At 61.2% G+C, this 14,085-nt stretch carries 16 protein-coding genes; 8 read left to right on the forward strand and 8 right to left on the reverse strand.

From position 1 onward, the window contains the following. Nucleotides 1–324: 324 nt before the first annotated feature. The 4 genes from NKF25_RS04470 (at nt 325) to NKF25_RS04485 (ending at nt 2,801) form a co-directional block, all read left to right on the forward strand. Complete coding sequence (locus NKF25_RS04470; RefSeq protein WP_253225497.1) at nt 325–915, forward strand: hypothetical protein; 591 nt, start codon at nt 325–327, stop codon at nt 913–915. Then, nucleotides 912–1,502 (forward strand): signal peptidase I, encoded by a 591-nt coding sequence (locus NKF25_RS04475; protein ID WP_253225498.1) that lies wholly within the window; start codon nt 912–914, stop codon nt 1,500–1,502. The genes NKF25_RS04470 and NKF25_RS04475 overlap by 4 nt, the downstream gene beginning before the upstream one ends. Then, complete coding sequence (locus NKF25_RS04480) at nt 1,499–1,885, forward strand: hypothetical protein (protein WP_253225499.1); 387 nt, start codon at nt 1,499–1,501, stop codon at nt 1,883–1,885. Before NKF25_RS04475 ends, NKF25_RS04480 begins: the two co-directional genes overlap by 4 nt. Before the next feature lie 76 nt (nt 1,886–1,961). Then, nucleotides 1,962–2,801 carry a fructosamine kinase family protein gene (locus NKF25_RS04485; protein ID WP_253225500.1) on the forward strand — a complete coding sequence of 280 codons (840 nt, stop codon included), beginning with the start codon at nt 1,962–1,964 and terminating at the stop codon, nt 2,799–2,801. A gap of 2 nt (nt 2,802–2,803) precedes the next feature. Here NKF25_RS04485 and NKF25_RS04490 read toward each other — a convergent pair whose 3' ends face one another. Further along, a complete protein-coding gene (locus NKF25_RS04490; protein WP_253225501.1) occupies nt 2,804–3,454 on the reverse strand; it encodes an HAD-IA family hydrolase in 651 nt (216 codons plus the stop codon). An 86-nt stretch (nt 3,455–3,540) separates the two neighbouring features. On the opposite strand from NKF25_RS04490, the gene NKF25_RS04495 reads away from it, so the two are divergent. Both NKF25_RS04495 and NKF25_RS04500 read left to right on the forward strand, forming a co-directional pair. Next, the gene (locus tag NKF25_RS04495) at nt 3,541–3,786 is read left to right on the forward strand and encodes a hypothetical protein (RefSeq protein WP_253225502.1); all 246 of its coding nucleotides are present in this window, start codon (nt 3,541–3,543) and stop codon (nt 3,784–3,786) included. Nucleotides 3,787–4,003: 217 nt separating this feature from the next. Beyond that, entirely contained in the window at nt 4,004–4,921 is a 918-nt protein-coding gene (locus NKF25_RS04500; RefSeq protein ID WP_253225503.1) for a sulfite exporter TauE/SafE family protein, read from the forward strand. 3 nt (nt 4,922–4,924) lie between these two features. Here the strand turns inward: NKF25_RS04500 and NKF25_RS04505 are convergent, their stop codons facing one another. The 3 genes from NKF25_RS04505 to NKF25_RS04515 form a co-directional block, all read right to left on the reverse strand. Continuing rightward, complete coding sequence (locus NKF25_RS04505) at nt 4,925–5,236, reverse strand: hypothetical protein (protein WP_253225504.1); 312 nt, start codon at nt 5,234–5,236, stop codon at nt 4,925–4,927. A gap of 56 nt (nt 5,237–5,292) precedes the next feature. Next, a complete protein-coding gene (locus NKF25_RS04510) occupies nt 5,293–5,604 on the reverse strand; it encodes a nucleoside triphosphate pyrophosphohydrolase (RefSeq protein ID WP_253225505.1) in 312 nt (103 codons plus the stop codon). Between the two features lie 144 nt (nt 5,605–5,748). Next, complete coding sequence (locus tag NKF25_RS04515) at nt 5,749–6,780, reverse strand: PAS domain-containing sensor histidine kinase (protein WP_253225506.1); 1,032 nt, start codon at nt 6,778–6,780, stop codon at nt 5,749–5,751. 172 nt (nt 6,781–6,952) lie between these two features. On the opposite strand from NKF25_RS04515, the gene NKF25_RS04520 reads away from it, so the two are divergent. Further along, on the forward strand, nt 6,953–7,888 hold the full coding sequence (locus NKF25_RS04520; protein ID WP_253225507.1) for a hypothetical protein: 936 nt from the start codon (nt 6,953–6,955) through the stop codon (nt 7,886–7,888). A gap of 1 nt (nt 7,889) precedes the next feature. On the opposite strand, the gene NKF25_RS04525 is transcribed toward NKF25_RS04520, so the two are convergent. Next, the gene (locus NKF25_RS04525) at nt 7,890–8,312 is read right to left on the reverse strand and encodes a pyridoxamine 5'-phosphate oxidase family protein (protein WP_253225508.1); all 423 of its coding nucleotides are present in this window, start codon (nt 8,310–8,312) and stop codon (nt 7,890–7,892) included. Between the two features lie 90 nt (nt 8,313–8,402). Here NKF25_RS04525 and NKF25_RS04530 point away from each other — a divergent pair, with 90 nt between their 5' ends. Next, on the forward strand, nt 8,403–8,990 hold the full coding sequence (locus NKF25_RS04530; RefSeq protein ID WP_253225509.1) for a DUF6663 family protein: 588 nt from the start codon (nt 8,403–8,405) through the stop codon (nt 8,988–8,990). A gap of 39 nt (nt 8,991–9,029) precedes the next feature. Here the strand turns inward: NKF25_RS04530 and NKF25_RS04535 are convergent, their stop codons facing one another. The 3 genes from NKF25_RS04535 to NKF25_RS04545 form a co-directional block, all read right to left on the reverse strand. Next, a complete protein-coding gene (locus tag NKF25_RS04535; protein ID WP_253225510.1) occupies nt 9,030–10,877 on the reverse strand; it encodes a prolyl oligopeptidase family serine peptidase in 1,848 nt (615 codons plus the stop codon). A 53-nt stretch (nt 10,878–10,930) separates the two neighbouring features. Next, nucleotides 10,931–12,199: an MFS transporter gene (locus tag NKF25_RS04540; protein WP_253225511.1), complete on the reverse strand. Its 1,269-nt coding sequence runs from the start codon at nt 12,197–12,199 to the stop codon at nt 10,931–10,933. 166 nt (nt 12,200–12,365) lie between these two features. Then, nucleotides 12,366–13,985 (reverse strand): MDR family MFS transporter, encoded by a 1,620-nt coding sequence (locus tag NKF25_RS04545; protein WP_253225512.1) that lies wholly within the window; start codon nt 13,983–13,985, stop codon nt 12,366–12,368. Nucleotides 13,986–14,085: the final 100 nt, after the last annotated feature.

Genomic DNA, 14,085 nt, shown 5'->3' on the forward strand with positions numbered 1-14,085 from the left:
CGATAGTGGATTCATAGAGAACGTATATCCATCCCATAAACGGTCTCTAGCGGGTTTGCAAGCTATTCGAGGCGGTTGGAGTGGCACCCATAGAGACCGTATAGTGGGTCACAAGGGTCTGTTGACGCTCATATTCGTTCGCGGTAACGTCGGAAGACAGCGTCTCGGAGCCATTGGTTATGACAAATAAACAACTAATTTATTATGGAAATATATCTATCAAGTTCATAAATATAACACTACAGTTCCAGCTATCTACCCGGACAAAACGATGATAACGACGAGGCGGGGGGCAGTGATGAAAGATAACGGCAGGGTCGACGTATGAGCACGACGACCCCCGTCCCGACTCAACCCGAACAGGCAACACAACAAAATCGAGAACCCAAGACACTCACACAGGAGACCGCGTTCAAGATTCTCAGCTGTCAGCGGCGACGGAACGTGGTCCACTATCTCCTCCAGCAGGGCGAATCCGTCTCGCTCCACGAACTCTCGAAGCAACTCGCGGCGTGGGAAAACGAGATCGTGCCCGAGGAGGTCACGTACGAACAGCGAATGCGCGTCTACACGGCGCTTCGACAGGCACATTTGCCGAAAATGGACGACGCCCACGTCGTCCATTTCGACGCGAACGGTGGGACGATACGGCTCACCGACGATGCGACGAAATTGGAGGTCTATTTGGACATCGTCCCCCACGACGGAATCCCGTGGAGCGGTTACTATCTCGGACTCGGCGGCGTCTCGGTAGGACTGATCACGCTCGCGTGGATCGGATTCTTCCCGTTCGACCGACTACCGGGCCTCGCGTGGGGATTCGTGATTTCGCTCCTGTTCCTCGCGTCCGCCGTGGCGCACAAGCGACACGACGAACGGCACCGCCTCGGTAAGGAGGGCCGCCCACCGCTATGATGGCCGTCGCCGCCGCTCGAAAGCCACGGCGAATCGCACGCCTCGGCGGGGTGGTGCTCCTCGTCGCTGGCATCCTTCTGCTGGCGGTCGTCGTGTTTCCGCAACTCGTCGGCGCGAGCGGGAGCTACGTCGTGCTCTCGGGAAGCATGCACCCGACGATACACGCCGGGGACGTCGTCGTCTCGAAGCACGTCGAACCGAGTGCGATCGAGGAAGGCGACATCCTCGTCTTCCATCGCGAGTCGGCTTCGAATTCCGACCGCACGACACACCGCGTCGTCGACGTCGTCCACCGCGACGACGGACTGTACTTTAGAACGAAGGGAGACGCGAACGAGAATCCGGACGTCGGACTCGTCTCGGCCGACGACGTGATCGGCCGCGTCTGGTTCCACATCCCGTACATCGGGCATCTCCTGCTGTTCGCACGGACGCGCGCAGGGTTGCTCTCGTTGGTCGTCCTCCCCTGTCTGCTGATCGTGATCTCGGAAGCGTACTCGCTCGTCGGTGCGACGCGGGCCAAAAGCGAAGACGAGGATGAAACGGACGGTGACAAGGATGAAACGGACGGTGACGATGCAAGATGATACACGGACCCAATCCCAAAGCGACCGTGCTCGTAATCGCGGCGCTCTGCCTGCTAAGCACGACCAATACCCAAGTCACACACAGCCTGTACGCTGATTCCGAGGTGATGAGTTCGAACTTCGTCGGCGGAAACGTCACGACTACCGCCGTCGAGAACGCGACGAATCACACCACGACGAACGCGAACGGAACGGCCGTCGAACCGACGACCGTTTCCCCCACTACCACCGGGACGACAGGGACGACGCCACCACCGAGTACCGCGACGACAACCTCGTCGGCGGGGACAACGACCTCCTCGTTGGCAGGGACGACGACGAACGAAACGACGGAGACCGATCCGATCACGACACGAAAAGCGGGGACCGAAAACGGTGGCTAACCGGGATAGCGTCACCGTGATCGGCGGCAGGCCGAGCTAGTATCGTTTTAGGGTTCGGCGGTACGTATCCGAACCGATGGACGACCTCGTTGCTCGGATCACCGCCGTTACCGACGAACCGCCGACGGAGCTTCGCGAACTCGACGGGGGCGAAATCGGCGCGGTATACCGCGCCGATTTCGCTTCCGGTGCGCCGCTCGTCGCCAAGACGAGCGACGCGTCGCTGACGGTCGAAGCGACCATGCTTCATCACCTCGCTGACCACGGCCTCCCCGTCCCCGACGTGTATCACGTCGAGGACGACCTGCTGTTGCTCGAATTCATCGACGGCGACTCGACCATCATGCCCGACGTGGAGCGGGAGATGGCCGACCACCTCGCCGCCCTGCACGACACCGCCGCGCCCGTCTACGGGTTCGACTGCGACACGCTCACGGGGTCGCTCTCACAGCCGAATCCGTGGACGGAATCGTGGGTCGAATTCTACGGCGAACACCGTCTCAGGCACGCGGCGGAAGTCGCGCGGGAAACCGGTGAACTGCCGGAGTCGATGGTCGAACGGGTCGATGAACTGATCGCTGACCTCGATTCGCTCATCGTCGAACCCGATGCGCCGTCGCTGATCCACGGCGACGTGTGGACGACGAACGTGCTCGAATCGGACGGCGAGTTGCGTGCGTTCCTCGATCCGGCGGCCTACTACGCCCACTCGGAGATCGAACTCGCGTACATGGACTGGACGAACTCCGTCGGACCTGCATTCTTCGAGCGCTACGACGAACGTCGCGGAATCGACGCGGGATTCGAGTCGCGCCGGGACGTGTACGTCGTCTATCCACTCCTCTCGCACGTCTTTCACTTCGGGGAGCGGTATCTGTCGAAACTCGACCGGACGCTGTCGCGGGTGGGCTACTGAAGCTAGTCCAAAATCTCGAAAATCTCGGGCAAGCCCTCGATTTCGTACGTCGGTTCGACGGAGAGTTCGTACTCCGTCCTGTGCGGGCGGCGGATGAACGCCGAATCCAGTCCGGCGTTGTCGGCGGCGACGACATCGCTCTCGCTGTCGCCGACGAAGAGGGCGGTTTCGGCTCCGATGTCGGCCAGCGCGCGGTCGAGGAAGTGCGGGTTCGGCTTCTTCCGGCGGATTCCCTCGACAGTCGGCGGCCTGCCGTAGTAGGTCTCGAAGTGGCGTTCGAGTTCGAAGTAATCGAGCATGAACTCGACGGTAGCCTGCTGGTTCGAACTGACGAGGCCGAGCGGTCGCTCGAACGAGGAGAGGGCGTCGATGTCGTTGTAGGTCGTCGTCCGTCCGGCCTCGATTTCGCGCAGTTGAATCTCCGAGGCGGCGCTGTCGCGCGTCTCCCAGAACGAATTCGGATCGAAACCGTACGCCTCACACACCTCCCGAAAGCCGTCGGGGGTGGCGCTGTGCGTTACAGCGGCAAGGTGGTCCTCCGCCGGGTCTACGTCGAACTCCTCGAAGGCCGAGCGCGCCGCTTCCTGGAGCAACTCGCGTTTCGGCGGTTTCACGAGGACGCCGTCGTTGTCGAACAACACCGCATCGTACATGATTCGGTCTCGTGAGCGGAGGGGGGTAGGCGTTCCCATTTCCGACGGCCAAAGCCGGTTTGCACGTCGATACCGAAGTAGGTTCGATGGACCCGAATTCGGACTTTTCGGACGAACAGGCGGGAAAACGCGTCGTCGCGGACGACGGCACCGAAGTCGGCGTCGTGAAGGAGGTTCGTGACGGGACGCTGTACGTCGAAGTCGGGGGCAACCCGAACCCGGACACGATCGACGAACTCGGCTGGGGCGGGGTCGTCAACCAGTCGGTGCACGAACTCAAGCGGCAGTTCATCGGGACGATCACCGACGAGACGGTTCGCCTGTCCGTGTGAATACGCGGCCGCGATGGCAAAGGTCGCCGCTTTCTGCGACGGTCGTTCGAGCTCCATTTCGACCAGTTCGGCGCTTTCGGCGCTCATACGGCGTGATTCACCGAAACACCACGTCATCGCTCTCGGTGACCGTTTCCCGATTTCTCCCACCTAACTACGTGGAGTGACAAAGGGGGGTAATGAATACGGATTCGAGACCCTCGGAGGCTACTCGCTGATGTCCGGGGAATCGACGGTTCACCCCGGAGAGTTCGTTCGAAACCTGCGTCAGTTCCGTTATCGGGAACTGATGATGGCGGTCGCAACCGTCGCCGTCATCGTCGGCGCAATCGGTCTCTTTCCCGGGACGGCGAACGTCACGCAAGGGTTGAAGACGAACGCGACGACGACTGACCTCGTCCTGTTCGTCGCGCTCATCATACTGGCGGCGATGCTGAAGGGTATGGTCGGGTTCGGCTTCGCGCTCATCGCCACGCCGCTCGCGGCGTCGGTCATGAACGTCGATATCGCCGTCATTGTCCTCGCCGTCCCGCCGTGGATGATCAACGTCTTTCAGGTGGGCGAGACGAACACCGGCCTCGGCTACGTCCGCCGTGAGTGGTCGCTCATCGCCCTCGCGTTGGTCGGTACCGTGGCTGGCGTGTTCTTCTTCTCGGCGTTCAAGACCAGCGCGGTGGTGGTGTTCCTCATCGGCCTCGTCCTGTTCGGGTACGTCCTCTTCCAACTCGGGAAGGGGTTCGTCTCCATCGAAGGGACGCACAATCCCGTCGCACTCGGCGTCGTCGGCCTGCTGGAGGGCTTTCTCCTCGGCGCGGCCAACCTCGGTCCGCTGCTCCCGACGTACCTCCACACGTTCGAGCGGGACAAGGAGCGGTACGTCGGCGGCCTCTCGATGGTGCTCGGTCTGGTGTTCACGGTGAAAATCCTCCAGATGCTGGTGACGGGCGTGATGACGACGTACTACCTCTGGTTGGGTTCGACCTTCGCAGTCGTCACCCTCGTCGGCCTGTTCGCCGGGACATATCTCCGACGCGTCGAAATCGACGAGCGGAAGTTCAACTGGTTGGTCGTCGCCATCCTGCTGGTCATCTCGTTGAAAATCTTCTCGAAGACGGTTCCGGCGCTGTTCTTCTGAGAATTACTGTACCGTGGCGACGTTCCATCCGTCGTCCGTTATTCGCTCTTCGGCGACCGTTTCGCCGTCGCCCAGGACGCGGAACAGGAATCCTTCGCCGTTCCGCTCCGTCGCGAGTCGAATCGTCGCCACGTCGGCGTCGAATTCAGTTTGCCGCTCGTCTGGGACCCAATCGTCACGGATGGCTGTCACGCCGAAATCGCCGTACGAAACCGTGGTCGATTCCTCGATGATTCCGTCGGCGCGGACCTCTGCGACGATTCCTTCGTTGCTCTCGTTCTCCCGAATCACGAGCGTGTACGTCGTGAGTGACATGGGGGAGCGTTTGCCACCGCCGACCATTCGCGGCGTGGTTGCAAATGCTGGCCTTTTTACTCGACCCGTTCGAGAACGACTCCATCCGTGAACCCGCCCCGGTCGTCGGCTTTTTCGGCTCGAATCCGTTCCAACTCGTCACGCGTGAGTCCGTCGGAGTCCGCCAGCGCATAGACGACTTCGAGCACGTCGGCCAGTTCCGCCGGTTCGCCGGATTCCTGGAACTCCGTTACCTCCTCGTCCAACTTCTCCGCGAGTCGTCGCTCATACTCGCCTTCATCCGCAATGTGTGTTACCGGGCGTTCGTCGTTTTCCTCGATGATCTCGGGGATCCGGTCGCGTACCAGTTTGTCGTACGTTTGGGTCATGGGAATGAAAGGGAAACTGATGGTAAAAGAACACCGGCGGGACTGCCCCTGTCGTGTGATGGATCGTGAGACATGCTGGTAACTGCTCCGAGTTTCGACCTCACCGGACCTTATTATCGGGTGACAAAATCGCTCATTCGAGCGTTAAGCGTCCTCGTCCGTCGGCGAAACGATGCGAAACTGAAGCGAGAAGGTCGCGCCGTCGTCGTTTTCGGCCCAGACATCCCCTCCGTACTTCTCCATCAGACGGTCCACGAAAAAGAGGTCCAACCCCTGTCCGTGGTGGAGCGGGCTGACCTCCTCTCGCCCGAAGATGAGGTCGTGTTCGTCGTCGGCGATTCCGGGCCCGTTGTCCTCGACCTCCACCGTGAGCGTCGATTCGCCGCGGTGAAACCGAACGAAGACTCGCGGAACACGGGAGTCGTTGTGTTCGACCGCGTTCGAGAGGATGGCCTCAAGCGCGATTCCGATGGCATCGTCGGCCGCGACGAAGGTCGGTTCGTCTCCGAGGTCGCTCGTGAACTCCGCACCGGGATAGGCATTCCGAGCGGCCCTGAGTTCGTTACGAATCACCTCGTCGATGCGGATGGGAGAAAGTGTCGGGTCGGTCCGCTCCGAGAGCAGTTCGTCCAGATCGCGAGCGGTCTCGGCGTATTTGATGATGGAGTGCATCCGGCGGTGTGCGGTCGAAAGTGACTGCTGTAACTCCTCGTCGTCCACGATTTCCGCGACGATTTCGATGTGACCGAGGACGACGTTCGCGTCGTTTCGAAGGTTGTGACGGAGGACGCGGTTCAGGATTCGAAGGCTCCGTTCGTACTGCCGCCGTTCGGTCAGGTCGGAGAAGAACCCGGCATACCCGTGTAGCTCGCCATCGACGTGGATGGGGGTACACGACCCTTGTCCGTAAATCAGCCGACCGTCCTTCGTCGTGGTTTCGAATCCACCTACCCACGAATCGTCGTTCGAAAGCGACGCCGTCATCTCCTCGTACACGGATCGTTGGCCGAACAGAATCTCCGGTTTTTCACCGACGAGTTCGACCCTGTCGTAGCCGGTAAAATCGACACACGCTTCGTTCACGTCCCGGATGACGAAACTCGAATCGGTAATGATGGCGGGGTTTTTCGTCTCCCGAAACGCCTTTTTGTAAATACTCGGGTCGGTGCCGTTCATGTCTCCATCCACAATCCTTATCCAGAGAATATATCGTTATCGAGACCAAAAGATCGTTCCTCACAATCGATAGAAAATGTGGCAAAAGGGTTTTTATTATCGATCAGTGATGATATAGTACTAGATGCCCCGTCAACGGCTCGTAGATAAACTGTCAAATCCTCCAGATCACGTGACACAGATAGTGGAAGCGACGCTTCCCGATTCGGTCGCCGAACTGGCGAATTCGTACGACGTGACGGTCGGTAACCGTGACAGATTTCTGTGGCAATGGATCTATACTCTTTTTCCTTCGTTTACGCTCTCCTGTGTTCCAGACGAGCATGCGGAAACGGCTCGGACACAGAAGACGATTCTGACGATGTTCGTCACCCTGTTGGACGACCTCGCCGAAATGGGTCACGACCGGGAAACGTTCGAAGAGGCGTGTCAAATCCCGTATCGCCGTGAATCCGTGAACCCCGACCGAGACGGGGTAGATTCGGAGCAACTTCGGTTCATCCAACAGGTGTGGGACGCTTTCGAGGACGGTATCACGGCGGCCCCCATGCACGACGAGCACCGGGACATATTCGACTGTGACCTTCGGCAGACGCTCACCGCCATCGACTACTCGCGCGTCCTCAACGACAACGTCGAACTCGCCAACATGGAGGGAATCGAGCATTATGACCCACACAACATGCTCATGTTTCCGTACGCGAACGTGGACCTGATGTACTCGCCGTCGTTCGATACAGCCGACCTCGGGTCGCTCAGGTCGGTCATCTGGAACCTCCAACGGATGGCACGAATCGGCAACTGGACAACGACGTGGGAGCGGGAACTCCGCGAAGGGGACTACACGGCAGGGCCGATCGTGTACGCCCTGCAAGAGAAAATCATCTCGCCGTCGGACTTGGACCCGGCCGACGAGGACGCCATCGAATGGGTGACGAAACGGATCGAGGAAAACGACGTCGAGGACCGGTTTCTCACCGATTGGGACGAACGATACGCGGAAGTCACGGAACGAGACGAACAGGCCGATAGCGTCGATTTGGGGTCGTTCGCGGAGGGGATGAAGACGGTGCTGAGCTATCAAATCGCCGCACGCGGTCGGAAGTGAGCTACGTTTTGCGCCCCGTCACCGATTCGATTCGCAGTTCGTACAGTTCGGGTTCCACGTCACTGAGCGATTCGTCGAACACCCGGAGAGGGACGAATCGCTCGTTTATCTCGGCCTCGCTGAGCGTGTCGGACGCGGGAGCGAGACTGCCTTGCACGAGGATGCTCCACGACTCCTCACCCGTCTTTTCGTACACGACGAAACTGGCAGTATCGGTGGATTCCACGAACGACACCTTCTCGCTCCCCTCCTCGACGCCGAAGCGAAGCAGGATTTTCTCACCATCGTAGTGGAACGAGACCGGGAGCGAGTAGGCATCACCATCGCGAGCGAGCGACAGGACGCCGGTGTCCGTCGATTTCAATTTCCGTTCGAGTTCCGTTTCGTCCATGCCGAACGTGTAGACGTACTCCAAATGTTCCATACCGGCACTACGGAGGCCATCGGCATAACTCGGCCGACTGAACCGTGTGGATTCGAGTGGCTTTTCCCGCATCGCACCGGAGTCGAAAGCATGGAGGAAGACCGGTCCTTTCGCGTGCTCGCCACCCGCTCGGACGGAAGCCTGCGGTTGCTCGACCGGGAGACGTACGAACCGGTCGTCACCGCCCCCGACGGCCACGGAGGGACCGTAGACGGCGTTCACCCCGGCTACCGTATCGAAGCCGACCTCGACTGGTCGAGCGCCGAACCGACGGTTCGGTCGCTCTCGGTACGCCGGAAGACGCTGTACTCCTTCGCCGACGGTATCGACCCCGTTTTCGAGGTCGCACAGCAAGCGTGGACGGAGGCCCGGATGGGGGGCGAGTCGATGAACAGCACCGTGACGCGAAACACCGACAACGAGGTCAACGGCGTGCTCTACGTGTTCGCCGAGGACGACGGGGGACGCGTCTTCGAGTCGTTCCGCGACGGCACCCGCCCGCTGGAACCGTTGATAGACCGGGTGAACGAGGGGGAGGGCGACGACCCGCGGGACGTGTTCGTGCTCCGTCCCGCCGAGGGAGCCTACGTCATCGTCACCATCGCGCTCCGGAAGGGCGGTCAGTTCGCGGAAACGCTTCGGGAGACGTACGACTGTCCGGCACCGTCCGGAGAGTAGGTTTCGAACTCACTGGACCGTCGCTCCTCTTTACACCCCCTATAGCGTTCTATCGAGATAGTCGACGACGATACTGTAGGCGTGAATTTTCTGGTCAGTGTCCGTCGAACCGTGCCCTTGTTCGCCCAGTTCCTCGTACTCGAACTCCTCGCCGTCCGCCCACCCACGCGCTACGAGAGCATCACGATACAGTCGCGCCTGCGAGACGGGACACCGCGGGTCGTTGACGCCGTGAATCATGAGAATGGGGGATTCCGCCGATTCGACGTGGGTCAGCGGCGAGCGCTCGCGGTACAGTTCCTCGTTCTCGTCCGGTGTCCCGAGTTGCTGTTCCAGGATGTGCTGGTAGTGCGGCATGGAGTCCTCGTACAACCTTCGAAGGTCGGTCATGCCGACGTTCGCCATCGCAGCGGCCCAGAGGTCGGGGTACCCTACGTGCTGGCTGTAGGCGCTGTAGCCACCGTAGGAGCCGCCGAACACCGCGACGCGGTCCTCGTCTATCCAGTCCCGTTCCATCAGCCAGCGGCCGCCGTTGGCGATGTCCTCCTGTTCGCCGCCGCCCCAATCGCCGCGGATGGCGTACTTGAACGCCCGACCTCTCCCCGTCGAACCGCGATAGTTCGGCTGGAAGACGGAGTACCCCCGCGCGACCAGAAACTGGGTGAGTTCGTTGAACGACCGAGTGTACTGTGCGTGCGGCCCGCCGTGTACCAACACGACCGCCGGTTGCCCGGTCGCCCCGGGATCAGCGCCGGGCCGTTGTCGGGCGTCGTACAGCAGTCCGCCGATGGTCCAGCCACCGGACTCGTAGGTGACGTACTCCGCATCGACGAACGCCGACGGGTCGATGTCCCCGTATTCGGCGTCGAGGACGACCTCGTGCTCGTCGGTTCCGAGGTCGTAGGCGAGGAGTCGCTGTCGTTCGTTCGGTGTCATTTGTGTGAGGACGACGCGGCCGTCCCCGAGGAACGGCCGGTCGGCTCCTTGGACGACGGTCGTGTTGCCTTCGGGGAGATTCAGCTCCCGCCCGGTTCCGGTTTCCAGGTCGTAGACGACCGGAACCGTTGCCGCCCTGCGAGTTCGAAGGACGAGCGCTCGGCGACCGTCCGGAGTGAACGTTGCGGGGTATTCGACGTGTTCGCCGTATCCGAGCCACTCGACGGAATTCCGTTCGAGGTCGTAGATTCCGGCGCGAGGTTTGTCCTCCGCGTTGTCCTCGATCAGCAAGCGCGTGCCGTCCGGTCCCCAGTCGGAAACTGACGTTTCCGACCCGGTTTCGCCGACGTCGAGGCGTCGCGGGTCGCTCCCGTTCGAGGCGGCGACGTACACGTCCATATTGTCGAGGTCGTCGGTTTCGTTGGTCACGTAGGCGATTCGGTCCCCCTCGGGAGCGTACATCGCGTTCCACGTCGGTTGGTCGTAGTCCGTGAGCTGGTCGGCTTCTCCGGTTTCGATGTCGGCGCGGTACAGGTTCATCTGCTCGCCCTCGTCGCTCGCGTACAGGAGGTATCGACCGTCCGGGGAAACGTCGCAAATCACGGCCTGGCCGTCGGTTTCCACGATCGTTTCGCGGTCGCCGTCCGTCGTCAACGCGTGGATATCGTTCTGTTCGTCGCCGCCGTCGTCACGGTGGAAGAATATCCGTTCACCGTCAGCGTCCCAGCAAACGTGCCAGCGGGCGCTCTTCGGGACGTTTCCGTCGCTTACCTGTTCGAGTTCGCCGGATTCGACGTCGAGGATACACAGTTCGTTTCGGCCGCTTCCGTCGTAGTAACACGCGACGCGTTCGCCGTCGCGTGACACCATCGGATGGTAGAACTCCGGGAGGGACGCGAGCGCTTCGAGCGGGACCGCCGAGTCGGAGGAATCGTGCGTCGGATCGGACATACCTGTCTTCGATGCGTATCCGACGGTAATAATGTTGTTCGTCTATCAACTACTCAGTCGAGTGGTTGGGCGTCCTCGGTAACCCCTTCGACCGCTTCGTCGTCCTGTTGGAGTCCCTTGTGGAGATAGTAGAACGCGCCGAGCGTCCCGATGATGCCGACGATACCGCCGATGTAGAAGGCGTCCTGAATCCGAAACGCGTCCGTGATGGCTCCGAACCCGACCGGGCCGAACACCTGTCCGGCCGAGAGGGAGGCGGTGAACGCGCCCGTCACGAGACCCATCCCGTGGACGCGGCCGCGTTCGGTGCGGATGGCGACGGCGGAGGTTCGGGAGACGGCGCTGAACGCGCCCATGCAGATCATGAGGCCGATTAACAGGGGAAGCGTGGTGGCGAACGGTACGGCGAGCATGGTGAACGCACTCAACAAACCGCCGGTGACGATGAAGTGAACGCGATACTCCGCGTAATCGTCGGATAGCCGACCGAGCGGAATTTGGAGAACACCACCGACCGCCATATACACCGAGAGGACGACGCCGACCATCGTCGATGACAGCCCGAAGGCCGCCGAGGTTGCGAGGACGGGGAAAAAGGAGTTGAAGCCCCAGCGGTAGAATCCTCGAGCGACGATATACGTCATGATACCGCGGAGTTCGAAGTCGGCCCAGACGGCACGGGCGGCCTCCCACGGGTTCGGAGCCCCCGCGGTATCGCGCACGTCGTCGGGGAGTTCGGGAACGAGAACGACGACGAGGAAGAACGAGACGACGGTCAGCGCCGCCATCACGTAAAACGGCGTCGTGATTCCGGTGAGGGTGAACCACGGCGTGTGAATCGCGTGGTCGGCGAAATAGCCGCCGACGGTCGGCCCGATGGCGATACCGCCGAACAGCGAGACGTAGAACAGGTTCGTGATGGAGCCTTCGCTTCCTTCCGGCGTGATGTCGCCGACGTACGACTGTGCGATTGGCGTCACGAGGACCGACGAGAACCCTTGACAGAACCGCACGACCCCGAGCATGAGCGGCGACGAAACCATCGAGTACGCGATGGAGAGGACGGCGAACAGACCGAGACCCGTGAGAAGCAGGTTCTTCCGTCCGTAGGAGTCGGAAACCCGACCGGTAAACGGCGCGAGAACGCCCCGAGAGATGGCGAATCCGGAAAAGATGAGTCCGACGATGACGCCGGACGCGCCGAGGTCCTGTGCGTACGTCGGGAGAATCGGTTCGAGGATGCTGAAGCCGAGCATCGAGACGCCGGTTGCGATGAATAGGCCGACGAACGCACCCTTGTGCTCGCCGAGTTCGTCAAGCATGTCTCTCACGCCCCGTGGCGTGGCTACTCGTGTTCGAGAGACGGTTCATACACGACTTACTGATCAGTTAGTAAAAACGGTTACGAACGAGGTAGTCCGTGATGTTATTGTCCGAAAAAAGAACCGTAGCGCGCGAAAAAAGCGGTCAAATCGACTATATGGATGGTCAGTCGTCGCTCGAAGCCGTCGAGTCGTCCGAGGACATCGCGCCGTCCATCGGCTCCGCGCCGCCCTCGCCCATCGAGACGTGGGCCTCTTCGCTGAGTTCCGCGTTGGGGAGCGTGAGCGAGACGATGAACGCGAGGATGAGTACACCCATTCCGGCGAGGAACACGGTGTCGATGCTGTTCGCCATCGCCGTCACCACCACGTGCTGAATCTGGTCCGGGAGCTTTTCGATGGCCTCCGGGCCGATGCTCGCGGCGTCGGACGTGAGTTGACCGGAACCGGCCTGTCCGGCGAAGGCGTCGGAGAGGCGGTTGGTGAGTTGGTTGTTCAACAGCGCACCGAGGACGGCGACGCCGATACCGCTCCCGAGGCTCCGACTGAACGTGACGGAGGTGGTCGCGACACCGAGGTCCTCTCGGTCGACGGCGTTCTGAACCGCCACGGTGAGGACGGGCATGACGAATCCGAGTCCCATCCCGGTGATGATCATGAAGATGGTCGATTCCGTCGAGGTGGTCGATGGTCCCATCGTGTGGAGGAACCAGTAGCCGACCGACCCGACGAGGGTTCCGACGACGGCGAAGACCTTGTAGCGGCCGAACCGGGTCATCAACTGTCCCGTCGCACCGCTCGTGACGAGCATCCCGCCGACGAGGGGGAACAGGAGCAGGCCGGAGTTGGTCGCGCTCGCGCCGAGGACGTCCTGCAGGAAGACGGGGAGGTAGATGGTCGCCCCGAACATCCCGATACCGAGACAGAAGCTCAGCGTCATGACGCCCACGACGGTGTGCCTGTCGAGCAGGTGAACCGGGAAGACCGGTTCGTCGACCCGCAGTTCCTGCAGGACGAACAGGACGCCGAAGACGATGGTCGAAGCGATCAGCCCGAGGATTTGGACGGAATCCCAGGCGTACTCGCTACCGCCCCACGTCGTGGCGAGCATGAGCGAACCGACCGCGACGACGAGGAGCGCCGCCCCGAGGTAGTCGATATCGTGGTCGGCGTCCGGCGTCGGGAGGTCGAGTTTGAAGTGCGTGATGAGGATCGCCGCGAGTCCGATGGGGACGTTGATGTAGAAGATCCAACGCCAACTGTAGTGGTCGGTGAGGTACCCGCCGAGGAGCGGTCCGCCGACGGTCGCGCCACCGAAGATGAGCATCATGTAGCTCATGTACTTCCCACGTTCGCGGGGCGAGAAGATGTCGCCGAGGATGGTCGTCGCCATGGCGATGAGACCACCCGCGCCGATACCTTGCAGCGCGCGGAAGGCCGCGAGTTGCGTCATCGGGCCGACGACGTCGTTGACGGCGGCGAACTCCCCGGCGAGTCCGGAGAGGATCGAGCCGATCAGGAAGATGGAGATGGACGTCTCGAAGATGAGCGAGCGTCCATAAATGTCGCTCAGCTTCCCGTACAGCGGCGTCGTCACCGTGACCGTCACGAGGTAGGCAGTGACGATCCACGACATCTTGCTCGCGTCGCCGAGGTCGCCGACGATGCGCGGGAGCGCGGTCGAAACGATGGACTGGTCGATGGAGCCCAGCAACATCCCCAGCATGAGTCCACCCAGGATGATGGCCCGTTCACGACCGAGTCCGTTACTCGATTCTGTACTCATACGTTGATCCTCCGTTCGAGCGGTGGATCACTGCGTAAATATTGAATGAACATTCAGTCACCTATGGCTTACTGAACAGTTAGTCAGTGATAAATGTTTC

The sequence above is a fragment of the Haladaptatus sp. AB643 genome, from assembly GCF_024136975.1.
In the GTDB taxonomy this organism is placed as follows: Archaea; Halobacteriota; Halobacteria; order Halobacteriales; family Haladaptataceae; genus Haladaptatus.